Source organism: Methylobacter sp. (assembly GCF_030680395.1).
Classification (GTDB): Bacteria; Pseudomonadota; Gammaproteobacteria; order Methylococcales; family Methylomonadaceae; genus Methylobacter_A.
In genome coordinates this window covers 122,140-146,836 of sequence record NZ_JAUXVR010000044.1, presented here as the reverse complement: position 1 = coordinate 146,836, position 24,697 = coordinate 122,140, and the positions used below count along the sequence as shown (strand labels likewise).

Here is a 24,697-nt window from a genome sequence, read left to right as displayed (position 1 = left end):
AGTTAAAAACCGCTTAATTCATCGTTGCTTTGGTGAACGCCGTCCTAATCCGGCCATCCATTACATAATCGGTGGTTACTGTCAGCAATCCGTAAAACGCCGCTTTATCTTCCATTTTGTCAAAGTGAATACGCCCGTCATCCAGTGCGTTAATCACATCAGCGCCGCATGTTGCCAACATTGTTTTTAGCTCGTCCGGCTTGTTTACGTCAAACGGTATACCTATCGCCATTTGATGTAATCTTTCAAGCGTTGGACTCATCATTAACTCGTGTGCTTTTTCTTCTAAATTCATTTTTTTGTAATCCTTAAAATTAGTGTTTTTTCTTGTAAATGTCCTTACCCCGCACCCACTAAACCCGCTAAAGTACCTAAAAAGGGGTTTAGCTGGTTTAGCGGGTTCAAGGTAGGCGTGTTTTCACAAAAAAACGGGATTAATGTAATACTCTGGTAAAGGTGGCCGTCCGGTAGGCGGTTTCGGTTTTCTCTGCATCATTAGCCAGTTTTCCTCAATCAGAATATTACAAGCCGCTTCGACTTCCTCTTTATCCTTCAAGCCATGCCAGCCTTTGTCATAAATGGCTTTGGTAGTGAATGGACTGGGCACAATACCGGCTTTTATCTTATCGGCCAGCCTTACCGCCGCTTCATGCTCTGGACTCTCGGCCATTGCATAAATGCGCCTTGCGTGGGATTCCAGATAACCGCACCACTCAACCGCCAGCCTTGCCGCCTGCGCTGATACATTGCCCCGCGCTTTACCGTCGGCAATGTCGATACTATGGAATATCAAGGCTAATGAAGGCATCAATGAACGGAACTTCCCGAAGTGCTCAATCATCAGGGGATTAGTTTCCTGTTGAATCTTGACGGTTTGTAAGTTGGTTAGCCATTCATTGAATACCGCCTGTCCTGCCTCATCAAAACGAAAGTAAGGCCTGTCGTCATACTCGGATTGAACCGCGCCACATCCGATAAAATCCAGTTTGGCCAATGCCTTCATAATATCGAAGGCTCGGCGTTTTTCGGCCTTGTTCGGTATCGTGTCAATCAATCGCCAGTGTTCCGGCTCATCCGGCCACACGGCAAGCTGCAAGCGTTGCATCAGGCCGTCATTACTGCCGTTCTGCGCTTGGTATAGATACCGCCGCAACTTATCCGGCTGTATGCCACCTAACAGGCTTATGCAAACATTCGGTGCTTCGGTTAGGCCTCGCCCTATCTTGAAGTCAGTGTAAGAACCGTTACCATTCCAGCCTTCCAGAAAATAGGCGCGTTCGTCTGCGCCATCCTCCCTGTCCCATTTCACAAGCAAGGCGGTTAATTCATCCCGGAACGTCAACAGGCCGCGCGGGTTCTGGTTCTGCAAAACCGTCATGCTTTGGATGCTGGTTTCATTGGTTTTGAATAATCGGCGCGTGGGTTCGGGTTCGGCGTTTCCTGATAGCTCCATGTAATCAGCTTTTAACTTCTGCAAGTCATCACCTTTTACTACGCCATCTTTGCCCTTGCCCTTTGCCGCTTTGGATAGCTGCACCTTCACATCATCAATCATGGCTTTGTTTGCCAGCATATCGAATTCAGCCCCGGCCTTGTCCTGTTCGTACTGTTCGCCATACTCAGCTTGCAAGCGTTCAAGTAAACTCATCGGCTCTTTCATGCTTGGGGATTTCAGTACAACCGAAGGCCGTCCAATCGCCGCGCCCCATACATTAGGGATAATCTCCCAATCATCCAATTTTTTAGGCTTGATACTACACCCGGCGCCAATGATTGAACCAACGATGACAATTGATGATATGGCCGCAAAGTCTGGCGGTGTCTGCATCCGGTGGGACACGTCAGCCAGCCAATGCCGGAACGGTTCGGGGATTAATTCCGGTGGTAATGCTTGAACGGGTGGCGTTTTAGTTTCAATTTCTCCCGGTTTTTCCCAGTCAAAAACGCTAGAGCATGAACCAGCTAAACCCGCTAAAGTCCAATCACTTGGCACATACTCGGCGGTTTTCAGCTCTGCGCGTAGTTCTTCCCTTAATGCCTCATGCAAGTTTTCAGCAATAGGCGCATAGCCATCCCAATCATTAATGAAGGATTGCAGCCAGTCCACGACATCACCTTTAACAGGCAAGCCGGATAACACAACCACCTTGCACTGTGGCGGTGAATCCAAGGCCATTAACGCCCGGTAAACGTCCTGCATGTAATGTTCGCCCGGCTCGTCTGCATCCGGTAACAGGTAGGCCAGCTTATAACCGTTTAACGGTGTCCAGTCTGCTTGATTTGCCGCCTGAGAGCCTCCAAGACTACTAACGGCTGTAATACCTATACTCTGCAAGGCCGCCGCCGACTTTTCACCCTCGACGACAAAAACAGCCTTGTCCCTTGGGTGTGTTGCCAGCTTATCAAGCCCAAATAAAGGCCGTGGATTTAACGTGATACCCGCCGCCCAGGTTGCACCATTGCGTTTGAAGAAAGGCACAATTTCCTTTTTGCCGCTGCCGTCCTGATACCGGCCAACAACCCCGAAGGGTGCGCCATCCGTAGCGCAATAAGTCCAAGCATGAATTAAGGGTTTGCCGTGGTAGCTTTGGGGGATTTCATTCATAAAAGCCCCCACTCGTCAGCCAGCTTTGCCAATGCTTCGACAAATTGAAGCCCATACACGGCCATTGTGAAAGCGACAACATCACCGCCAGCTTCGCCACAACTAAAGCATTTATAAGCCCCTGTCGTCAGATTTACACGGAATGAGCCGGGGTTATTGTCACCATGAAAGCAACATAAGCCCCCATCATTCCAGCCCTGCCGTTTTAGTGGTGCGTTGGGTAGTTCGTGCCGGTAAAAATCTAACGGGCTTAAGCGTTGTTTGATAAAATCAGCATTCAGTTTTTTGTTAAACATTACTCTATCCCTATCTGCTGTATGTTCTAAGTGTGGGCGGTTGCCGCCGCCCTTGCTTCAAGTTCGTCCACCGCTTTGCAAAACGCTTTAATCCGTTCGGCCAGTTCCGGCGTAAACGCTGCGAACAATTCGTAGCGTGTAAAGGTTACAATTCGCCGTACAATATCCTTTGTCAATGCCGCTTCATCATGATTTACAATCGTCCACCCTTTATCCCGCAACTTGTCGATATAGCCGCCTAAACGGTAGCTGTGAGATGCAAAATCAAACTCTCGGTGTGACAACATCACGCCAGCCGGTAACAGCCGCCTTAATGCCCTAGATTGAAGGCTGCCAATTCTGGGGAATATCACATACTCAGAACTTAACAGGGGCTTGGTGTCGTTGTAATCGGCGCGGGTAATGTGGCGGCGATTGTCTCTGATAACTTTTGAAGTAATCATTTACGCCACCGCCTTATTTTGTGATTCAACCCAAGTGAAAAACTTTGACTCATCTATAAGAACCTTTCGGCCAATGCGAACAACTGCCCCTGACTTAGCAAGGCCGTTTGTGTGTTCATTGAATATAAGAGCGCGTAGGCCGCCGGTAGTAAATGCGGGGTTTTTTTGTATAAACTGGGTAACTGTTAAATAAGCCCAGGCTGTTTGTGTTGTCATTTTTAATTGCCTATTGTTAAGGTTAGCCGGTGCGTTTTGCTCCGGCTTGTGGCAATTAAATCAATCGAAGGTGTGGGTGTTCGAAGTGGTGGCGCGTGGGTGTTCGTGGGTGTTTTTTTATAACGCTATGTTTTAACGATTAATTATTGCCTCGCCTTGCATAACTTTCATGGTTTTCCATTTGCCATAGCGTCTTGATTCCAAGTTTCCATGCCCTATCAAATGCCGTGATTGCATCAAACAATTTTGAATAATCCGACTCACAAATTAATTTGATAGTTCCTTTTTCATTGTCCGGTATCGCCATCGGCTTAAATTTCTTGGCTTCAATAACTTTCAAAATAGCCGCTTGTTGTTTTTCCAGCTTAGTTGATGCTTTTTGCTTCGGCTCTGTGATTGCATGACTACCCACGGTTTCGGTTTGCTGTTCTTTAGTTGGCTTATTGATACCTTGCCAGAAAGTCTCCCAGTTTGCCGGTGAATCAATAAATGTCTTTTCACCCGCCCGTAGTCTTATCTTGCCTATAGTTCTAAGCTCGATTGATTCAGTAAAAAACATATATTCGTTGATAAAATGGCTACGCACCTGTTCAGTGCTTATCTGTGGGCATGGTTTGAAGCCCTGCAAAATGTAAATAGCATCAACCCATGTCCAAGCCGCCAGCTTGTTGTAATCCTGCCTTTGTTCATCTGTGAGCGGCTCAAGTGGTTGTATGCTTCCGCTCCAAGTGATGTTTTTCAGGTTTTGGTGTTTATCTAAAAAATCACTTATTTCTTGCGCCAAGTCCCAATTATTCGACTTTGCCAGTTCGAAAAATCTAACAGGGTCTATTTGAAAGTATTCAATAGAGCCGTCATCATTAACCCTTCTTCCCTGCAATTTTCCGGTTCTTATCCAGCTTTCAGCATCGCCCCGTCGGTTGATGTAAGCTTCATCATTGTTAAGTCCGATAGAATCAAAAAACGACAAATCCTTATCATTCGGGTCTTCTTCCAATGACAAAAGCAAAAGCTCACCAAGGGTAAGCTGTTCGCGGTTTAGCCAGTCATCCCAGTTAATACCATCCATCACACGCCCCCAAATATTTTAGCGTTCATGCTTTCAATCACGCTTGAAACATGCCCGTCTGATAAATGCGCGTAACGCTTAACCATTTGCAGGGTTTTATGTCCTAGAATCTCGGCAATTTCAGCCAGTGACGCGCCATTCATGGCAAGATATGACGCTGTACAGTGTCTTAAGTCATGCCAGTGAAAATCTGTAATCTCAGCCGCTTTAAGTGCCTCTGTAAATGCTCCACGTAGAAGCATGGGTTTATCTGCATGAACTTTGCCGGGGAATAGTAGTTGGGTATCAAGTCGCCTTACCTTGGCGTGTTCTCGCAGTAATTCCAGTCCATGCCCGGCTAACGGTACACGCCGCCGGGTTCCGTTCTTGGTTTTGTGCAGGATTAGATAATTATCCTTTAAATTAACATCCGGCCATTTAAGCCCCATCAATTCACCTTGTCTCATGCCAGTTGATAACGCCAGAATGACACAAGGATAAAGCAAAGGGTTTGAAGATTCTTTGCAAGCGGCCAATAGTTTGGCGCGTTCGTCATCATCCAAGAATCGAACACGGCCGTCCGATTCAGTTGGATTTTTAACTTTTCGGGTTGGTGAATCTTCCAGCCATTCCCATTCATTCACGGCAATACTGAAAGCATGGCTTAACGCGGCCATATATCGAACCACTGTGGCCGGGCTTCGCTGTGTTCCTCTGTAGGTCATCCCGGTTGATAATTCGTTGCGATATTGAACAATTAACGCCGGGGTTACATCAGACAGAAGGTAAACGCCCATTTTTTCACTCCACCATTCAAGCTGCATTTTTTGTCTAACAGCTTGTTTAGGTTTAGTGGGCAATACATCCTTAATGTATCTATCAACCAAATCGGCGAAAGTGTGCTTTTTTGCTTCAACAGTTTTAAAGTGCCGCCCCTCTCTTATTGCGCTCTCAGTGTCTTGAATCCACTTGTTAGCGTCAGTCTTTCTTTTAAAGGTTGCTGTTTGTGCTGGATAGCCTTTTAGCCGGACTTCTGCTGTATAGCGAAATGTTCCGTCTGTAGCTGTGCGGGTTTTAATACGTGCCATGATTGCCCCTATAGGATAGCAACCGGCTTTTTGATATGATGTATTCAGCCATTGCTTAACCCAGAATTAAGTTATTGGTAAGGCCTTGTTTGGTGGTGGTACACCTGCGAGGCCGCTTTGTTTCTAGGGTTTCATTATATATCTTTGTCCCATTTTTGTCCCAATTGGCTATAAAAATGGGCAATAAATGGGGATAAATGACAACAAGGATAATCAATTAAGTTATTGAATTAATTATTATTGATTGTTGTGGAATGTTACGGTTTTTTGATTATGTGAGACTTAAAATCCCTCGTTCGTAAGGACGTGCCGGTTCGACTCCGGCCCGAGGCACCATAAAAATCAAGGGCTTAGTCAATTTGACAAGCTCTTTTTTATTGCCCGTCGTTTCTGTCAGACACTGGCAGGGCTACTCAAATTAAAAAAGCCGCAACAAACCCCCATATAAAAGGCTGTTTCAGAAGCACAAGCGTCTCGTCTTTCCTGTCGGTCGTATTTAAGCATCTAAAGCTCGCCGCCGTCTGTATCTGTAATAAGCCCGATCCGCTAGTCTGTACTGCCTATCCATGCAATTTATTGAGAAGTCCGAGATCAGCTCAGCGTTTAAGATTTTTAGATAAAGAAGCCACGCTTCCATTGTTAAATTTCTAAGCATCATTTTATCCCTCAGTCTAAGCCGAAAATGGCGCAATAAATCGCTTTAGTTGAAATGCAAATTTAATGCGTAAGTAAACCTAAAAAATAGTTGGTTTTGTATGGTTTTCTGTAGGATAGAGAGTTCAACTTTTTCAATCAATAGGTAGCATTACCTACTAGGTGAGCGTGGTTTTGAGTTGGATGCCATTCCGATGATTGCGGGGAAAACCGAAGCTGAGGCTTAAAGTTGCTTGGCGAGCCTGTTTTCGGGCAAGTCAAAATTCGCCCTGCGTTGCTCATTCCGGGGTGGAGATGTTAGTAATGCATGCGTCCCGTGTATTACGTATATTGTTTAAATTGGATCATACCAATCAACCGCAATAATTAATTTTTCACTCGTTTTACAACCCCAGTCCCTAACAACAAAACCAACGCCCCCCACAATAAACCCGGAACCAGCCAGAACCAGTTTTGGTAGAAGGTGGCGGGCGGATTCTTCAGGTAAGGTACTTCGTATAAGCCTGCCCAGGTCTGATGTATCGGCGAGCGTTCCAGGATTTCTCCCGACGCCAGCGATACCGTCGAAATGCCGGTGTTGGTGACGCGCAGTACCGGACGGCGAAATTCCACGCCGCGCGCCAAAGTCATATACATGTGCTGGTAGGGTTCCTGCCATGCGCCATACCAGGAGTCGTTGGTCACATTGACGATGAACTGCGCGCCGAGTTCAGCCAGCGAGCGAGTGAATCGGGGGAACAGGCTTTCGTAACATATTTGCGCGCCCATTTTATAGTCGTTCCAGCGCAGTAACTCGGTCGGGCCGTGGCCTCTGGCGAAATGGCCGGTGGGCGGCAGCCAGTTGCGGATTTCGGGGAAAATCTGTTCGCCGGGTATGTATTCGCCGAAGGCCAGCAAGATCGATTTGCTGTAATGCGGCGGCACTATCTCGCCGTCCTTGTTCAATACAAACAGGGAATTGGTGATCAGCCGGGATGGTTCATCAACGCTATATGCGCCGGTAATAAGCGGCAGCTGTCGTTCATGGAGAAACTGCGCTAAGGCTACGGGGTAAGTATCGAAATTAAATTGCTCACCCAATAATGCCGGGAATGCGGTTTCAGGCCACATGGCAAAGTCGATTTTGGCGTCTTTATGGGCTTTGAGCGCGTTATCGGTCAGCGTGACATAGCGGTTGAATATTTCTTTGCCATAGCCTTTGCCCAGTTCTGCGGCCAGCTTTTCTGCGTTTTCAATGTAGGCTTGTATAAAAAGTGTTTTAAACGAGGCATCCGGTTGCGGCAGTCTGTTTTTAAGCCACAGGCCGCCGATATTCAGCAGGATAAAGCCTGTAACGACAGTTGCTAATATGATTTTACCGGCATTCTGTTTGCGCTTTTCCCAAGCCACATAAAGCGGTAGATTGCAAAGCAGTGTCGCGGCGCTGAGTCCGCTAAAGCCGATTATTTCCGCCCAATGGTAAACGGGGATATTTGCGCCATACCACGAATAACCGAAGTTCCAGTCGAACAGGGTCAGCGAGTAGGCTTCGCAAAGAATAGTGATTAGCGCCATGAGTCCCAGCGAAAGCCGCTTTGACCATTGGAATTTATTTCGGCCCCAAAACCACAATATACCAGCCAGCGGCACAAACAAGTGGGCAATCAAACCATAAACTACCATGCCGATGACTGCTACAGGCCAGTCCAGATGGGCAAACTCATGTAGCAGGTAAGTGACCCAGTTAAAACCGATCAGCGTGAAGACGAACGATGTGATCATGCCGCCGAGAAAAACGTTTTTTAAGCGGGTTTGCTGATTCCAGAAAATCCATAAAGGAATGAAACAGAATAGCGAAGCCCAGGGAGGGAAAGGAATGTAACTGGTGCCGATCAGGATGCCGGACAGGATGGGGAGTAGCCAGGGCTTAAGGTTGCCGGGTGTAACGCTGTTCATAGTATAGGGGCGTGGTGTGATTGTGCGGGAACCCAGGAGGCGAAGCGTCGGCTTCGCGAGGATAGGAAGCTTGAGCTTGGGAACTAGCCCAAAAACTTCGTGTTGTTCATGGTGACTAATCAGTGTTTCCGGCAATCTGTACGATGTGCCGGAAACCCCTGTTTTCGCTTGCGCTCAAACAGGCTTATTCCGGCCTACAAACTAGCTGCCATGAATCTCTGCATGTAACGCGCGGTATTCGTCAGTCAGTTTATGATTGGGAACATAATGCACCAGCGGTTTTGATTCTGAGTGCGACTCCCTGACTTTGACCGATGGCGAGATCATTGCGGCCAATACCGGTAACCCTTCGGCAATAAGCTCTTCGACTATCTGACGGGGCATATTGGCTTGTTTTTGATATTGGTTGACGATGATGCCTTCAACTTCAAGATTCTGGTTGTGGTCGGCTTTGACTTCCGCCACCACCTGCATCAATGAATACAGGGCTTCTCTGGCAAAGGTATCGCAATCGAACGGGATCAGGCATTTTTCGGCCGCGATTAACGCGGACTGGCTGTAGAAGTTCAGGATCGGCGGCGTGTCCATATAGATCTCGTCAAAGCCTTCGAGCTTTTCCAGCGCTTCTTTTAACTTAAAGATTTTCATCCGCGATTCCAAACGGCTTTGCAACGGTTCAAGCTCGGGGTGGGATGGAATCACAAACAGGTTGGGGAACGGAGTCTCATGTATTGCGCTTTCAAGGCCGGAGCCGGATGAGCCGCCGCCAAACAGGGACAGGCTCAGGCAATCTTTAAAAAAGTGGGCGATGGTTTTATCGCTATCGCTGATTTTATTGCCGAGCAGGTATTGCGTTGAATTGCCCTGAACATCAAGATCGATGACTAATGTACGCTTACCTTCAACAGCACTGATGGCGGCCAAATTGCACGTAATAGTAGATTTGCCGACGCCGCCTTTCTGGTTGAAAATGACTCTGCGCATGTTATCCCCGTTAAATCAAATAGTTGAAAGTCGCATTATAAGGCTTGGGCCGGTAATATCAAATGCGGATAAAGGTTTTACCATGACATTGCGGGCATTCAGGGATTTCACTGGCTGTTTTAAACGCAATTTCCTTGCCGCAGTCGTCACAGATAAAAGTTCCCGGTACAGTAACGTCGCCGCTGTGATAAGTGTGCGCTTTTGCCAATTCTTCCAGTTTTGCCAGTTCCAGACGGGTTTTATCGGCAACGCTTAAAAAAGCATCCAGAGCGAAGTTTTCAATCAGCTCAACATCGAATTTAAACCACTCTGACAACGATTCCTTATCTTCCTCGGTTGATAAACCTTGAGCCGCATGTTCAACATCGCGTCTAACATACTCTGAAACCCTGTCCAGCTCATCGCTGGTCAAGTTACTGTCTTTTCTGGTTTTTTCTTTTGATATTTCCAGCGCTTCGGCAAAAGAATGCAGCGTATCTTCCATGGTTTCATGGAGATGCTTCATAAAATCGGTATAGGCGGTGACAAGTTTGTTTTTATTCATAGGTTCACTCCTGAAAATGGCGCTTTAGATTTAAGCAACTGTACGGTATTCTAACGCTTTTGACTGGTAAAAGACGAGAAGGATGCAAGAAAATTATAAGCCGTTGGCAATTGAGCAAGAAGTACAGGCCGCTTGGGATGCATCAGGTGTGTTTAATGTGTCGGAATCGTCAACACAGGACGACTGCATGGATGCAGGAGGTAGAGCAACGCAGGGAACAGTTGCCGAAAAATACTATTGTTTATCCATGTTCCCTTATCCTAGCGGTAAATTACACATGGGACATGTGCGTAACTATACCATTGGCGATGTTATCAGCCGCTATCAGCGCATGTTGGGCAAGAATGTGTTGCAGCCTATGGGTTGGGACGCATTCGGCCTGCCGGCTGAAAATGCCGCGATGCAGCACGGCGTCCATCCGGCCGACTGGACCTACAGCAATATCGACTATATGCGCGACCAGCTCAAACGGCTGGGTTTCGGCTATGACTGGAGCCGCGAATTAGCTACGTGCGATCCCTCTTATTATAAGTGGGAGCAGTGGTTCTTCCTGAAATTGCTGGAAAAAGGCCTGGTTTACAAAAAAACCGCGCCAGTCAACTGGTGTCCGCATGACATGACCGTTCTGGCTAACGAGCAGGTCATCGACGGCTGCTGCTGGCGCTGCGATACGCAAGTCGAACGCAAGGAAATCGCCCAGTGGTTCTTAAAAATCACCGCCTATGCCGATGAGTTGCTCGCCTCGCTGGAAACACTGGACGGCTGGCCGGAACAGGTCAAAACCATGCAGGCCAACTGGATAGGCCGCTCCGAAGGCGTGGAGATGGATTTCCCGGTGCCTGGGTCTGACCAGCCTTTGAGCATTTATACCACGCGCCCCGATACCTTGATGGGTGTGACTTATCTCGCCGTGGCGGCGGAACATCCGCTGGCGCTAAAAGCCGCGGAAACCAATCCTGAAATCAGCGCGTTTATCGATGATTGCAAGATGATGGAAACGTCGGAAGCGGCCATGGAAACCATGGAAAAACGAGGCATCGACTCCGGCATCAAAGCGGTTCACCCGATTACCGGCGAACAGGTTCCGGTGTGGATTGCCAATTTTGTGTTGATGGGTTACGGCACCGGCGCGGTGATGTCCGTTCCGGCTCATGACCAACGCGATTTCGAGTTTGCGCTTAAGTACGGCATTGCGATCAAGCAGGTGATTTTTGCCAAAGACGGCGGGGATGACGATTGCTCGGAGCAGGCTTACACTGTAAAAGGTGTGTTGAAAAATTCAGGCGTGTTTGACGGCTTGACCTCGGAACAGGCTTTTGCAGCCATTTCGGAAGCACTGGAAAAAGATCAAAAAGGCCAACGAAAAACCAATTTCAGATTGCGCGATTGGGGCGTTTCCCGTCAGCGTTACTGGGGCGCGCCGATTCCGGTTATTTATTGCGACGACTGCGGTACGGTTCCGGTTCCCGAACAGGATTTGCCGGTGGAACTGCCTAGAGACGTGGTGCTGGACGGCTCGCAATCGCCTCTGGTTGCTCATCCGACTTTTTCCCATACCACCTGTCCGACATGCGGCAAAGCGGCGCGTCGGGAAACCGATACCTTCGATACCTTTATGGAGTCGTCCTGGTATTTTGCGCGCTTTGCGGGCAATAATCCGGACAGTATGCTCGATGAAAGCGCCAAATACTGGCTGCCTGTCGATCATTATATCGGCGGCATCGAACACGCTATTTTGCATTTGTTGTATGCACGGTTTTATACCAAATTGTTGCGCGATGAAGGCTTGCTGGTTTGCGACGAGCCGTTTAAAAAGCTGTTGACGCAAGGCATGGTGCTCAAAGACGGTAGCAAAATGTCCAAATCCAAGGGCAACACCGTTGATCCGCAAGGCCTGATAGACCAATACGGCGCCGATACCGTGCGTCTGTTTATTATGTTTGCAGCGCCGCCGGAGCAATCGCTGGAATGGTCCGACAGTGGCGTAGAGGGCGCGTTCAGGTTCCTGAAGCGGCTTTGGAAACAGGCTTATCAGCATTGTGACGCAGGCGGTTCTACGGTGCCGCTTGATAAGCAGGCACTAACCGAAGAGCAGCAGGGAGTCCGTCGCCAGCTGCATCTAACGATCCAGAAAGTAACCGATGATTTTGGCCGGCGCTATACCTTTAATACTGTTATTGCCGCAAATATGGAGCTGATCAATACCTTGTCCAAATTTGATGATGATTCCGACAACGGCAAGGCGGTTCGACATGAAGCATTGGAAGCCATTGTGTTGATGTTATCGCCGATAGTGCCGCATATCTGCCATCAATTGTGGCTGGATCTGGGGCATCAGCAAGCGGTGGTCAGCGCGTCATGGCCCGAGGTTGATACAACGGCTTTGGAGCAGGATACCTTGGAGCTGGTGTTGCAGGTCAATGGCAAACTGCGCAGCAAGATGAAGGTATCGGTCAATGCATCTAAAGAAGAAATTGAGGCAATGGCGCTGAGTGATGAGCACATCAGGCGCTTTATTGAAGCCCAGCCGATCAAAAAGGTGATAGTGGTGCCTAAAAAATTGGTCAATATTGTTGTTTAGGTGAAAGACGAAGGGCGAAGGGCGAAAAAAAGCTTGCATTTGGATTTAAGGAGCGCTGCAATTTTTAGCCTTTAGCCTTTAGCCTTTTCAGTATCACCCGTGTTCTATTTATTAAGGGGGAGTGTGTGTTAACAAAAAAAGCGGTCATCTTGGTTATGGCTTTGTTATTGAGCGCTTGCGGCTATCATTTGCGGGGCGCTTTTGAATTGCCTGCAAATATGAGAAATGTTTATGTAGAGGGCGGATCAGGGCCGCTACGCGAACAATTCAGCCAAGTCATGAAGACATCTTCCGGACAGCTCGCCGGTTCCCGTAAAGACGCTGGTATTGTTATCAAGATATTAAGCGAAGATTTTAATCGGCGCGTGTTGTCGTTGAGTACCCGAGGCAAGTCTAACGAGTTTGAACTTGAATATCGCCTGGACTATGAGTTTGCTAATGCCGGGGATGCCCTGTTGATGCCTCGGCAGTCTGTTGAAATCAGGCGTGAGTATTACAATGATCAGCAATTTATGATTGCCAAGGACAATGAAGAAGCCGTAATACGTAACGAAATGTATCAACAGGCCGTTCATACCGTCGTTAATCGTGCCAGGGTCGTATTAGAGGCAGACGCGAAATAACATGCGGCTCAAGCCCGAACAGATAGCTGCGGCGTTGCAAAAAGGTTTGATGCCGGTTTATTTTATTAGCGGCGACGAACCGTTGCAGTTGGGCGAGATGGCGGATGCGATCAGGGCAGCGGCACGAAAAGCGGGCTATGACAGTCGTGAGGTTCTTGTTGCCGACTCCGGATTTTCATGGAATGAATTAACGGAGTCGGCCGGTTCTTTATCTATTTTTGCCGACAAAAAAATCATCGATTTAAGATTGCCCACCGGTACGCCGGGTGTTGATGGCTCAAAGGCTTTAATCGCCTATTGCGAACGCTTGCCGGAAGATACGCTGTTATTGATTACCGCCGCAAAGATGGCAGGCGCTTCATTAAAAGCGCGCTGGTTTCAGGCTTTGGATAAGGCCGGTTGTGTTATTCAGGTCTGGCCGCTGGAGGGGCAAGACCTGATTCGTTGGTTACAGCAAAGAATGCAGCGGCGCGGGCTACAGGCTGAAACGGAAGGTATCAAAATACTGGCTTCCAGAATTGAAGGGAATCTGTTGGCGGCCGCGCAGGAAATAGAAAAGCTTTACGTGTTATACGGAGAGGGCCGGCTCAGCAATCAGCAAATTTTCGACGTGGTGGCCGACAGTTCCAGATTCGATGTGTTTAAGCTGATGGATAGCGTGCTGGCGGCCAGAGTCGGTCGGATCTTCAAGATATTGTCAGGGCTGCAGGCAGAAGGCGTTCCGGCCCCGGTAGTATTATGGGCTTTGACGCGGGAAGCTCGGGTGTTAATCAGGATTAAGCAGGCGTTAGCTCAAGGGCAAAATAGAGCGGCGGTTTTTAAAAGCAATCAAATTTGGGACAAGCGGCAGCAGTTGGTTAGTGACGCGTTGAACAGGCTGGGCGACAGTGATCTAAATGGTATTCTTACGTTGAGCGCAAAGGCGGATCGGCAGATTAAAGGCCAGCAGCAAGGCGAGCCGTGGGAAACGTTGCTGGCTGTTTGCCTGATGTTTGCGGTAAAGGGTAAAGGGTAAAGGGTAAAGGCTAAAGGCGAAGGGCGAAAAATTGAAATATCCCTGAACTTAAAGGCACGCTTTTTTGCCTTTCGTCTTTTTTATCCCTTTCTAACTGCTGAATATAATCACGGTAAATACAGTTTAAATCTGGCCCCGCCAAACTGACTATTATTGTCGGTAATAATGAAACCCCGATTGTTGCCTTTGATATGTAATTGCGCAATGGTCTCGGTAAAAAACAAACCCAATCCGGTGTTGCCGTTGGCCAGATCAATCTGGGGGAGTTGTTTGTAATCGGACGATATAAGATTTTCCGGGTAACCCTTGCCATCATCTTCAATGCAAAAAATAATATAATCATCTTCCTGAACGACAGAAAGCAGAACCTTGCTCAGACAATAACGCTGTGCGTTATTGACCAGGGTACACAGAGCATTGCTGATCAGGGCGTTGTCGCAATAACAGAATAGATCATCATGGCATTCGGTAATGAGTTGAACGGTACCCAAGGATAATAAGGTGGATTGCTGGGCGACAACATCCTCCAATATGTCGGCGACGCTATGCTCGTCTATGGACAGGCTGAATTGGGATAAATCGATTTTATAGAGCGTCAATAACTGCATGAGGCAATTGTTCATGCGATTGGTTTCAAATTCCAGTTGCCTGAATTCAGTTGGTTTCGGATCTTGGTAGACAGTTTCCAGCTGGCTGAGGAGCGCCCGAAGAGCTGTCAATGAATTCTTTATGTCATGCACTGAAGAGGCGAGTATGGCGGGGAAACCGATTGAAAGTATACGAGTATTAGGCATTTGGGCAGGTTATTGAGTGGTTTTGAGTTGAATAGTGTCCAGCTCTATTTGAAGGCCACTGATTTGATTGTGCGGTATGCCTATTTGAATGGCTTTATTGATATAGGACTGGGCACTTATAATTTTTTCAGGGCCGGATGATTTAGATGTTTTAATGTCATGAATAATGATTTTTATCATATTCAAAATGATCGTTTGATTATCAGGCATTTTTGCAATGGCCTTTTCAAAAACGGCGAGAGCTTCCTTGATGTTGCCTTCCTGAAACAGGCTGACACCTTTATTGTTGATGTCGACCAGTTCTTTTTTTATGTGTTGAATCAGCGTTGCGGCATGGTTTTCACCAATAATGGCGGTGCACATGGTTACGATGTCTTTGATAAAAAGCTTATTATCAATATTGGTTTTAATTAAATCATTAAGAATTTCATCGCAAATTTCGCCGTTTCCATTCAGATAAAAAGTCTTTGCCACTTCCAGTCGTAGTTCTTTGGATACATGCTTATTAAATTGTTCATTCAATTTAAATGTTTTTTCATAAGCTTGCTGGGCCAGTACCTTGTTGCCTTTTGTCTGATGAATCTTGGTTTCCAGCAGGGCAGCCCTGAGCTTTGCTTCGGGATCATTTTGAGACTGCTGATTCAGCTCATACAATATCTTTAGCGCCTCGTTGGCGGCGTTGTTTTTTAAGTGGACATTGGCCAAGCCCGAATAGTCGGCGGATGAGCCGTGTATGGAGTTTTTGCCCAATTTGATGGTAGCCGCGTAGGCTTTTTTGGCAACCGCGAAGTTTTGGGTTTTGTCAGCCAGTAAAGCCAGTTTTTTTTGTCTTAAGATGGACAGAGGCGAAAGTGTAACGGCTGAATTAAGAGAGGATACGGCATGCTCGTCGTTACCCACAGATTCGTGCGCTTTTACCAGCCAGTCGTAAGCCTCCAGCATCACCGGATATTGCTCGATGAGTTCCTGAAAAGTCTTGATGGCTTGGTCATAATAACCGAGAAAAAAGGCCACAATACCCAGCCCCAATCTGGCCCAGGGAAGTTCCCTTTCTTGCAGGATATCCTGATAAATGGCCTCGGCCGTCTTAAAGTCGCCGACCTTAATGGTTAGTTCGGCATGCAATTTTAATAATTGCATACGCATTTTTTTATCGTCCTGCTGGAGCAGTTGCTCGCAATTATGTATAGCTTGGTAAAGATTGCCGCGGTCTATTTCATTTTCAATGCCCGCCAAGTATCTCTTGCGGATATGGCATCTTTCAATACGGCTTAATAGTTGTTGCCGGTTAAAGGGTTTAATCAGGTAGTCATCGGGCTTGTTGTCGATGGCGCTCAGTACCATTTCCTGGCTCTGTTCGCATGTCACCATGATAAAGATGGCATTAACCGGTAATAGTTTAAGATGTCTGGCCTCTTCCAGAACCTGCTGGCCGTTTTTTCCTCTGAGCAGATTGTAATCGCAGAGCACAATATCAAATCGGTCAATTCTCATCGCCGTTATTGCGTTGATGCCGGATTCAGCTTCAACAATAAACCGGGCACCGAATGAACCCAGTATATGTTTAATGGTTTCTCGCATGATCGCTTGATCTTCGACAACCAATATTTTTTTTGAAGCGAGATTTATTGCCATAATGGATTAAGAATAGCTTCTATTTCATCTGACTGGTTTGGACTTGAAAAAAACCAATGCGTCCCAATATCGGCCTTAATCTTATAATTAATCAGGATTGATAAAAATGACTGTTGAAGCAAAAAAAGAAACATTAGGATTTGAAACTGAAGTTAAGCATCTGTTGCATTTAATGATCCATTCATTATATAGCAACAAGGAAATATTTTTACGCGAATTGATTTCCAATGCATCGGACGCGGCGGACAAACTACGCTTTGAAGCGCTGTCCAACGACAGCTTGTATGAAGGCGATAGCGAGCTGAAAATTCGCCTGGAATACGACAAAGAAAAACGCACCATTACCATTATCGATAACGGTATCGGCATGACCCGTGCAGAAGTTCAGGAACATATCGGCACCATTGCAAAATCAGGCACCAAACAGTTTTTTCAAGCATTAACCGGCGACCAAGCCAAAGACAGCGAATTGATCGGCCAGTTCGGTGTAGGTTTTTATTCAGCGTTTATCGTCGCCGACAAAGTGACCTTAATCACCCGCAAGGCCGGTGCCGACAAGAGCGACGGCGTACGCTGGGAATCGGCGGGCGAGGGCGATTACACACTCGAATCGGTAGAAAAAGCCCAACGCGGCACCGAAATCGTGTTGCACATGAAAGAAGCTGAAAGCGAGTTCCTGGACGGCTACCGCATCCGCTCTATCGTCAGAAAATTCTCCGATCATATTTCCCTGCCTATCGTGATGGACAAAGAAGTTGCACCGTCCATGGGTGAAGAAGGCGAAGAGGAAAAACCGGCGGAAATCGTTGAAGAGACCGTTAACTCGGCTTCCGCATTATGGACCAAAGCCCGTCAGGAAATTTCCGATGAGGCGTATAGCGAGTTTTACAAACATGTGGGCCACGACTTTCAAGACCCGCTAACCCATGTACACAGCAAAGTCGAAGGCACCAATGAATACACCTTGCTGCTTTACGTGCCGTCACGTGCGCCTTTCGATATGTGGGACAGAGATACCAAGCACGGCGTAAAACTGTACATACGCAAAGTGTTTATCACCGATGATGCCGAGCAGTTAATGCCGCGTTACCTGCGCTTTATCAGAGGAATTATCGACGCCAACTCCCTGCCGCTGAACGTGTCGCGGGAAATCCTGCAACAAAGCAAACAAATCAGCACCATTAAATCGGGCGCGGTTAAAAAAGTGCTGGGTATGCTGGAAGACCTGGCCAAGACTGAACCGGAAAAATACGAGACGTTCTGGTCTCAGTTTGGTCAGGTTATCAAAGAAGGCCCGATTGAAGATCATGGCAATAAAGAGCGTGTCGCCAAATTGCTGCGTTTTGCGTCAACCCATGCCGATACCGACAAACAGGATGTGTCGCTGGAAACTTATGTCGGTCGCATGAAAGAAGGGCAGGACAAGATTTATTATGTCACCGCAGACAGCTTCTCGGCGGCAAAAAACAGTCCGCATTTGGAAATTTTCCGCAAGAAAGGCATTGAAGTCTTGTTGTTATCGGATCGTATCGACGAATGGCTGGTGTCTAACCTCGACGAATTCGACGGTAAGCATTTGCAGTCCGTCGCCAAAGGCGATCTGGACTTGGGCGTTTTGGATGCCGAAGAAGACAAAGCCGCCCAGGAAGAAGTGACTAAGGATTTTGAAGCGGTACTCAAGCAGATTAAAGACGTGCTGGCCGATAAAGTCAGCGAAGTGCGCTTGAGCCACCGTTTGACCGAATCGCCCGCCTGTCTGGTTGCCGATGTTTACGGCATGAGCCTGAATATGGAAAGAATCATGAAGGATGCCGGACAAGGTTTGGGCATGGGAATGGGCAGAAAGCCGATTTTCGAGCTTAACCCGACCCATCCGTTGGTGGTCAAGATGAAAGAAGAGCAAGACGACAGCCGTTTTGCCGATCTGACTCATATCCTGTTCGATCAGGCCATCCTCAGCGAAGGCGGTCAGCTGGACGATCCGGCGGCTTTCGTGCATAAATTGAACGGATTGCTGCAGGGTTTGTTGCACTAACCGTTAAAAACAAAAAAGGCTGGATGTTTTCCAGCCTTTTTTATAGGTAACAGTTTTTTGGGTGGGCGTATTGTGCGCATCATTACCAAACGGCGAAGCAAAGTTTTAATTCTTCACATATACATTGATTTAAAAAGGCTGGATAATTCCCAGCCTTATTAATGTTCTCAAATTTTTATGGACTTCAAATTAATCAATACGGACGGTCATGCGCGGCGCGGTCAACTTACGTTTGCCCGCGGCATCGTGAAAACCCCTATTTTTATGCCGGTCGGCACTTATGGAACGGTTAAATCACTAACACCCGATGAGCTAACCGGCATCGGCGCGCAGATTATTCTGGGTAATACCTTTCATTTAATGCTGCGTCCCGGCATGGATGTGGTCAAGGCGCATGGCGACTTGCATGATTTTATGCATTGGGACAAACCGATATTGACCGATTCCGGCGGTTTTCAGGTATTCAGTCTGGGCGCGTTAAGAAAAATCACCGAAAAAGGCGTGACTTTCAAATCACCTATCAACGGCAGTTCCATTTTTATGGGGCCTGAAGAATCGATGCAGGTGCAGCGCGATTTAGGGTCGGATATCGTGATGATTTTCGATGAATGCACGCCCTATCCTGCGACGGTGCATGAGGCGGCCGATTCGATGCGCTTATCGTTGCGTTGGGCGGCGCGCAGCAAGGCGGCTCACGAGGGCAATGCGTCGGCCTTGTTCGGCATTGTGCAGGGCGGGATGTATGAGCACCTGCGCCAGGAATCGATAGCCGGTTTGGTGGATATTGGTTTTGACGGTTACGCGATCGGCGGCTTGTCGGTCGGCGAACCCAAAGAAGAAATGATGGCGACGCTGGATGTGGTGCATAGCAAAATGCCGGTCGATAAGCCGCGCTATTTAATGGGTGTCGGGACGCCGGAAGACTTGGTGGATGCAGTCAGGCGCGGTATCGATATGTTCGATTGCGTGATGCCGACCCGTAATGCCCGTAACGGTCATTTATTTACCACCTTCGGCGTGGTAAAAATCAGGAACAGTCAGTATGAGTTTGATACCGGTCCGCTGGATGAATCCTGCGACTGTTATACCTGTCGGAATTATTCAAGAGCCTATTTGCGACACCTGGATAAATGTAAGGAGATGCTGGGTTCAAGGCTCAATACAATACATAATCTTTATTATTACCTGAGCCTGATGCAAGGCTTGCGTGACGCGATTGAAAGGCAAGAGCTGGATATTTTTGTCAAGCAATTTTACCAACAACGAGGAAAAGCCGTGCCGACTGTGGCATAATGGCAAAATTTTTTAATTACAATGCTTTTCTATAATAATAACCTCCGAGGATAACCATGAGTTTTTTTATTTCTGATGCTGTAGCTGCAGCTGCTCCCGCTGCCCAATCGCCTGGTATTGAAGGCATGCTGTTCCCACTGGGTATACTGGTATTTTTTTACTTTTTGTTCCTGCGTCCGCAATCCAAGCGCACTAAAGAGAAGAAAGAAATGGTCGCTGCCATGACCAAAGGCTCCGAAGTGGTCACTTCGGGCGGTATTTTAGGTAAGGTCGTTGATCTGGATGAAAATTTCGTCAAACTTGAAGTCTGCGACAATACCTTTATTCAAGTACAGCGTCATAGTATTGAAAGCATGATGCCGAAAGGAACTTATAAAGCGATCACTAAAAAAGTCGCTAAAGTTTAATGCTGTGGATGCGGGTTTATTCGCGCTTTTAACCTGCTGCGCGGATAAACTCGTGCCCACAACGTCTCTACGACATAGTTGAATTGTTGGAATAACACATGCAAAATCGTTTCCCGCTTTGGAAAAATTTATTGGTCCTGATTGTTTTTGCCGTCGGGATTATTTATGCGTTGCCGAACTTGTACGGCGACGATCCTTCTGTTCAAGTGTCATCGACACACCCTGCCAAATTGGTGCAGGAACAGGCGAACCAGATCGAGACTGTCATTAAGACGGCCGGATTTAATATAAAGGCATTTGAGTTTAAAGACGGTCATATTTTAGCCCGGTTTAACAGCGCCGATGATCAACTGAAAGTGGCAGATTTGCTCAGGGATAAAATGAGCGACGATTATAACGTTGCACTAAATCTGGCGCCGACGACGCCCGCTTGGCTAAGGTCTTTGGGGGCGGATGCGATGTATCTGGGGCTAGACTTGCGCGGTGGGGTGCATTTCCTGCTTGAAGTGGACATGGATGCTGCTGTCAAGCAAGCTGAAGATCGCTACAACGATGATGTGCGTTTGGCGCTAAGAAACGAGAAATTACGCTATCAATCGGTTTCCAAAGACGACGGCTTCATTAAGGTTAAGCTGAACTCGGCTGACGACAAACCTGCACTGTTGAAGGTGCTGGGTAAAGATTTTCGCGCGCTGGAGGTTACCGAACCCAAAGAGCAGGATCAAGTTTGGTTGAAGCTTTCCGAAAAAGAAGTGCGGGATATCAAGAAATTTGCCGTAGCGCAAAATATGACCACCTTGCGTAATCGCGTCAACGAATTAGGTGTTGCGGAGCCGGTGATTCAGCAACAAGGTGAAAACCGTATCATGGTTCAGTTGCCTGGCGTACAGGATACCAACCGGGCCAAGGAAATTTTGGGCACAACGGCGACTCTGGAATACCGTCTGGTTGATGTGGAGCACGATGTGCAAAAAGCGGTCGAAGGCCATGTTCCGGTCGGCAGTCGTTTGTATTATGAAAGAAACGGCAACCCGATCCTGTTGGATCGCCGGGTTATCGTAACCGGCGATCAAATCGTCGATTCCTCTTCCGGCGTTGATCAGGACGGCAGACCTTCGGTGAATATTTCCCTGAACGGCGTCGGCGCAACCAAAATGGGTAAATTGACACAGGCTAATATTGGCAAGCCGATGGCGGTGGTATTCATTGAATATAAAGTTGAAACCAAAGTAGTGAACGGCCAAAAAGTCCGTCATAAACAGAAGGTTGAAAAAGTCATCAACGTGGCGACTATCCAGGGCGTTTTTAGTCATCGCTTCCAGACTACCGGTTTAGACAGTCCTCAGGAAGCACGTGACCTGTCTCTGTTGTTAAGAGCCGGCGCGCTGGCAGCTCCCGTTGATATTGTCGAAGAACGCACCGTGGGTCCAAGCCTAGGTCAGGACAATATCGATAAGGGCATGTTGTCTTTTATGGTGGGTTTTGCTCTGGTCGCGCTGTTCATGATGGTTTATTACCGGCTTTGCGGCGTGTTCGCTAATGTTGCGCTGGTGTTTAACGTGTTCATTATTGTGGCAATTTTGTCGATGTTGCAGGCGACGCTGACCTTGCCGGGCATTGCCGGTATCATCTTGACCGTGGGTATGTCGGTTGATGCCAACGTATTGATTTTTGAGCGAATTAAGGAGGAGATGCGCAATGGTAATACACCGCAATCTGCTATCTATATCGGTTTTGAAAAAGCCTTTGCGACCATTCTCGATTCCAATATCACCACGCTGTTGGTGGCGGTCATGTTATTTGCTTTTGGTACCGGTTCGGTAAAAGGTTTTGCGGTGACGCTGATTATAGGTCTTTTGTCGTCTATGTTTACCGCCATTACCGGCACGCGGATGATTATGAACTGGGTATACGGTAACCGCAGGGTTGAGAAGTTATCCATTTAGCACTTTCTATGAAGATTAAATCATGTCAAAAACAAATATAAATTTTATGGGCAACCGCAACATAGCGCTGATATTTTCCGCTGTGCTGTCGCTTATCTCGATAGGATCGCTGGCTGTGCGCGGCTTGCATATGGGTATCGATTTTACCGGCGGGACGCTGATTGAGGTCGGTTACCAGCAGGCGGCAGATTTGACGGTGCTTCGCAATACCTTGGACAGCTCCGGTTTTGCCGATGCTACGGTGCAGAACTTCGGCACCACAAAAGATGTACTGATTCGCTTGAAGCCTCATGAAGACGTGAGTAACGTCGATTTAAGCGCCAAGGTGCTTGAGGCCATTAACAAAACGACTAAAGAGCCGGCCAGTATCCGCCGCGTTGAATTTGTCGGTCCTCAGGTTGGCGACGATCTGGCTGAGGATGGGTTCCTGGCCTTGTTGTATTCAACAATAGGCATTTTGATTTATGTAGCATGGCGATTTGAGTGGAAATTCGCGGTCGGCTCCATCATAGCGACATTTCATGACGTCATTGTTACGCTGGGACTATTCTCCATGTTAGGGTTGGAGTTCGATCTGACGGTACTGGCGGCAATTCTTGCGCTGATCGGTTATTCGTTGAACGATACTATTGTAGTTTATGACCGTATCCGGGAAAATTTCCGCGCATTAAGAAACAAATCGACTGAAGAAATCATGAATATTTCGGTTAATGTGACCTTAAGCCGAACTATCATGACTTCGTTGACGGTGTTCCTGGTGTTGGTTTCGTTGTTTTTCTTGGGCGGAGAGGTGATTCATAATTTTTCCATTGCGCTGTTGTTCGGCGTGGTTTTTGGTACTTATTCCTCTATTTTTATCGCCAGTCCTATGGCTTTACTGTTGGGTATCAGTTCTGAGGATTTGATGATCCCGGTAAAAGAAGGCGCGGAACTGGATGGCAGACCTTAACTGTCAGGTATTTTCAAAATACAGCGGTTGATCAGGTATAATCAGCCGCTTAATAAATATTTATTCATAATTTGGAGTTTTAAAAAAATGGCGATAGAACGCACTTTCTCAATCATTAAACCTGATGCTGTAGCAAAAAATGTAATCGGCGAAATTTACAGCCGTTTTGAAAAGAACGATTTAAAAATCGTTGCTGCAAAAATGCTGCACCTGACCAAAGAACAAGCGGAAGGTTTTTACGCAGAACACAGCGAACGCGGTTTCTTTAATGATTTAGTGGCATTTATGATTTCAGGTCCTGTGATCATGCAAGTGCTGGAAGGCGAAAACGCGGTTCTTAAGCATCGCGACATCATGGGTGCTACCAACCCGAAAGAAGCGGCTGCAGGAACTATCCGCGCCGATTTTGCCAGCAGCATCGATGAAAATGCCGTACACGGCTCAGACGCTGTCGAAACCGCTCAAAGGGAAATTGCTTACTTTTTCTCAGACAATGAAATCTGTGCTAGAACCCGTTAATACAAAAACCATCAATTTGCTCGATTTCGACAGAAAAGGCCTTGCGGCCTTTTTTGTCGAGTTAGGCGAGAAGCCTTTTCGGGCGACGCAGTTGCTCAAATGGATCTATCAGGAAGGCGTCGAAGACTTCGACCTGATGACCAATTTGAGCAAGTCATTGCGTGCTTATTTAACTGAAAACTGTTACATAGCAACGCCTGAAATCGTGCTTGAAAAAGTCGCAACGGACGGTACCTGTAAATGGGTCATGCAAACCGGTTGCGGCAATCGGATAGAAACGGTTTTTATTCCTGAAGAGGGACGCGGCACTTTATGCGTCTCGTCGCAAATCGGCTGTGCCTTGGCCTGCACTTTTTGTTCTACCGCCCAGCAAGGCTTTAACCGTAACTTGACCACGGCTGAAATTATCGGCCAGTTATTCGTTGCGCAAAAAAGGTTGGGGCCGGAAAACAGAATTACCAATGTGGTGATGATGGGCATGGGCGAACCGCTGCTTAATTTTGACAATGTAGTCGCGGCCATGAACCTGATGATGGATGATTTTACCTTCGGGCTTTCCAAGCGCCGGGTAACCATCAGTACCTCGGGCGTAGTGCCGGCCATGTACCGCTTAACCCAAGTCTGCGATGTCAGTCTTGCGGTATCGTTACATGCGGTAACCGATGAATTAAGGGATGAACTGGTTCCCATCAATAAAAAATATCCATTGAAGGAACTGATGGAAGCGTGCCGGGATAACGCCAAGATAGCGCCACGGCGCACCGTCACTTTCGAATATGTGATGCTCGATGGCATTAACGACTCGGTACAGGATGCGCGGGGACTTATTAAGCTGTTAAAAACGGTGCCGTCAAAAATCAATTTAATACCGTTTAACCCGTTTCCTAACTCTGCTTATCGTTGTTCCAGCAAAGAAGCGATTAATCGCTTTAAAACGCTGTTAAACGACGCAGGCATAGTCACCACGGTCAGAAAGACGCGCGGCGAAGACATAGATGCCGCCTGCGGTCAGTTGGTAGGCCAGGTTAAAGATAAAAGCCGCAGGCACTTAAAGCTCCAACCGTCAGGCTCCGAACGTGCAGCTTGA

At 47.4% G+C, this 24,697-nt stretch carries 22 protein-coding genes; 10 read left to right on the top strand and 12 right to left on the bottom strand.

Annotation, left to right across the window (positions count from 1 at the left end; all coding sequences use genetic code 11):
* Window positions 1-13: 13 nt before the first annotated feature.
* From Q8L79_RS18485 to Q8L79_RS18440, 10 genes are all read right to left on the bottom strand, one after another.
* Window positions 14-295, bottom strand: a complete 282-nt coding sequence (locus Q8L79_RS18485) for a hypothetical protein (protein WP_305274167.1) — start codon at window positions 293-295, stop codon at window positions 14-16.
* 123 nt (window positions 296-418) lie between these two features.
* Window positions 419-2,605: a YfjI family protein gene (locus tag Q8L79_RS18480; protein WP_305274166.1), complete on the bottom strand. Its 2,187-nt coding sequence runs from the start codon at window positions 2,603-2,605 to the stop codon at window positions 419-421.
* Window positions 2,602-2,901: a CHC2 zinc finger domain-containing protein gene (locus Q8L79_RS18475; protein WP_305274165.1), complete on the bottom strand. Its 300-nt coding sequence runs from the start codon at window positions 2,899-2,901 to the stop codon at window positions 2,602-2,604. The genes Q8L79_RS18480 and Q8L79_RS18475 overlap by 4 nt, the downstream gene beginning before the upstream one ends.
* Before the next feature lie 26 nt (window positions 2,902-2,927).
* Window positions 2,928-3,344, bottom strand: coding sequence for a hypothetical protein (locus Q8L79_RS18470; protein WP_305274164.1), 417 nt, complete (start codon window positions 3,342-3,344; stop codon window positions 2,928-2,930).
* The gene (locus Q8L79_RS18465; protein ID WP_305274163.1) at window positions 3,345-3,560 is read right to left on the bottom strand and encodes a hypothetical protein; all 216 of its coding nucleotides are present in this window, start codon (window positions 3,558-3,560) and stop codon (window positions 3,345-3,347) included.
* A gap of 139 nt (window positions 3,561-3,699) precedes the next feature.
* Window positions 3,700-4,629, bottom strand: a complete 930-nt coding sequence (locus Q8L79_RS18460) for a hypothetical protein (protein WP_305274162.1) — start codon at window positions 4,627-4,629, stop codon at window positions 3,700-3,702.
* Window positions 4,629-5,696 (bottom strand): site-specific integrase, encoded by a 1,068-nt coding sequence (locus Q8L79_RS18455; protein WP_305274161.1) that lies wholly within the window; start codon window positions 5,694-5,696, stop codon window positions 4,629-4,631. The genes Q8L79_RS18460 and Q8L79_RS18455 overlap by 1 nt, the downstream gene beginning before the upstream one ends.
* A gap of 1,020 nt (window positions 5,697-6,716) precedes the next feature.
* Entirely contained in the window at window positions 6,717-8,285 is a 1,569-nt protein-coding gene (lnt, locus tag Q8L79_RS18450) for an apolipoprotein N-acyltransferase (RefSeq protein ID WP_305274160.1), read from the bottom strand.
* 201 nt (window positions 8,286-8,486) lie between these two features.
* On the bottom strand, window positions 8,487-9,269 hold the full coding sequence (locus tag Q8L79_RS18445; protein ID WP_305274159.1) for a ParA family protein: 783 nt from the start codon (window positions 9,267-9,269) through the stop codon (window positions 8,487-8,489).
* A 58-nt stretch (window positions 9,270-9,327) separates the two neighbouring features.
* Window positions 9,328-9,813, bottom strand: a complete 486-nt coding sequence (locus Q8L79_RS18440) for a zinc ribbon-containing protein (protein ID WP_305274158.1) — start codon at window positions 9,811-9,813, stop codon at window positions 9,328-9,330.
* Between the two features lie 82 nt (window positions 9,814-9,895).
* On the opposite strand from Q8L79_RS18440, the gene leuS reads away from it, so the two are divergent.
* The 3 genes from leuS (at window position 9,896) to holA (ending at window position 14,032) form a co-directional block, all read left to right on the top strand.
* A complete protein-coding gene (gene leuS, locus Q8L79_RS18435; RefSeq protein ID WP_305274157.1) occupies window positions 9,896-12,394 on the top strand; it encodes a leucine--tRNA ligase in 2,499 nt (832 codons plus the stop codon).
* A 125-nt stretch (window positions 12,395-12,519) separates the two neighbouring features.
* Complete coding sequence (gene lptE, locus Q8L79_RS18430) at window positions 12,520-13,017, top strand: LPS assembly lipoprotein LptE (RefSeq protein WP_305274156.1); 498 nt, start codon at window positions 12,520-12,522, stop codon at window positions 13,015-13,017.
* 1 nt (window position 13,018) lies between these two features.
* The gene (holA, locus tag Q8L79_RS18425; RefSeq protein WP_305274155.1) at window positions 13,019-14,032 is read left to right on the top strand and encodes a DNA polymerase III subunit delta; all 1,014 of its coding nucleotides are present in this window, start codon (window positions 13,019-13,021) and stop codon (window positions 14,030-14,032) included.
* Between the two features lie 107 nt (window positions 14,033-14,139).
* On the opposite strand, the gene Q8L79_RS18420 is transcribed toward holA, so the two are convergent.
* Together Q8L79_RS18420 and Q8L79_RS18415 are read right to left on the bottom strand one after the other, a co-directional pair.
* Window positions 14,140-14,826, bottom strand: a complete 687-nt coding sequence (locus Q8L79_RS18420; RefSeq protein WP_305274154.1) for a sensor histidine kinase KdpD — start codon at window positions 14,824-14,826, stop codon at window positions 14,140-14,142.
* A gap of 9 nt (window positions 14,827-14,835) precedes the next feature.
* Complete coding sequence (locus Q8L79_RS18415; protein WP_305274153.1) at window positions 14,836-16,461, bottom strand: tetratricopeptide repeat-containing response regulator; 1,626 nt, start codon at window positions 16,459-16,461, stop codon at window positions 14,836-14,838.
* 106 nt (window positions 16,462-16,567) lie between these two features.
* Between Q8L79_RS18415 and htpG the strand changes: the two genes are divergently transcribed.
* The 7 genes from htpG (at window position 16,568) to rlmN (ending at window position 24,697) form a co-directional block, all read left to right on the top strand.
* Window positions 16,568-18,496 carry a molecular chaperone HtpG gene (htpG, locus tag Q8L79_RS18410; RefSeq protein WP_305274152.1) on the top strand — a complete coding sequence of 643 codons (1,929 nt, stop codon included), beginning with the start codon at window positions 16,568-16,570 and terminating at the stop codon, window positions 18,494-18,496.
* Between the two features lie 177 nt (window positions 18,497-18,673).
* The gene (gene tgt / locus Q8L79_RS18405; protein ID WP_305274151.1) at window positions 18,674-19,789 is read left to right on the top strand and encodes a tRNA guanosine(34) transglycosylase Tgt; all 1,116 of its coding nucleotides are present in this window, start codon (window positions 18,674-18,676) and stop codon (window positions 19,787-19,789) included.
* Between the two features lie 56 nt (window positions 19,790-19,845).
* The gene (yajC, locus tag Q8L79_RS18400; RefSeq protein ID WP_305274150.1) at window positions 19,846-20,196 is read left to right on the top strand and encodes a preprotein translocase subunit YajC; all 351 of its coding nucleotides are present in this window, start codon (window positions 19,846-19,848) and stop codon (window positions 20,194-20,196) included.
* A gap of 98 nt (window positions 20,197-20,294) precedes the next feature.
* Window positions 20,295-22,142: a protein translocase subunit SecD gene (gene secD, locus Q8L79_RS18395; RefSeq protein ID WP_305274149.1), complete on the top strand. Its 1,848-nt coding sequence runs from the start codon at window positions 20,295-20,297 to the stop codon at window positions 22,140-22,142.
* A 22-nt stretch (window positions 22,143-22,164) separates the two neighbouring features.
* A complete protein-coding gene (secF, locus tag Q8L79_RS18390; RefSeq protein WP_305274148.1) occupies window positions 22,165-23,091 on the top strand; it encodes a protein translocase subunit SecF in 927 nt (308 codons plus the stop codon).
* An 87-nt stretch (window positions 23,092-23,178) separates the two neighbouring features.
* Window positions 23,179-23,610 (top strand): nucleoside-diphosphate kinase, encoded by a 432-nt coding sequence (ndk, locus tag Q8L79_RS18385; RefSeq protein ID WP_006892150.1) that lies wholly within the window; start codon window positions 23,179-23,181, stop codon window positions 23,608-23,610.
* Window positions 23,585-24,697, top strand: a complete 1,113-nt coding sequence (gene rlmN / locus Q8L79_RS18380; protein WP_305274147.1) for a 23S rRNA (adenine(2503)-C(2))-methyltransferase RlmN — start codon at window positions 23,585-23,587, stop codon at window positions 24,695-24,697. Before ndk ends, rlmN begins: the two co-directional genes overlap by 26 nt.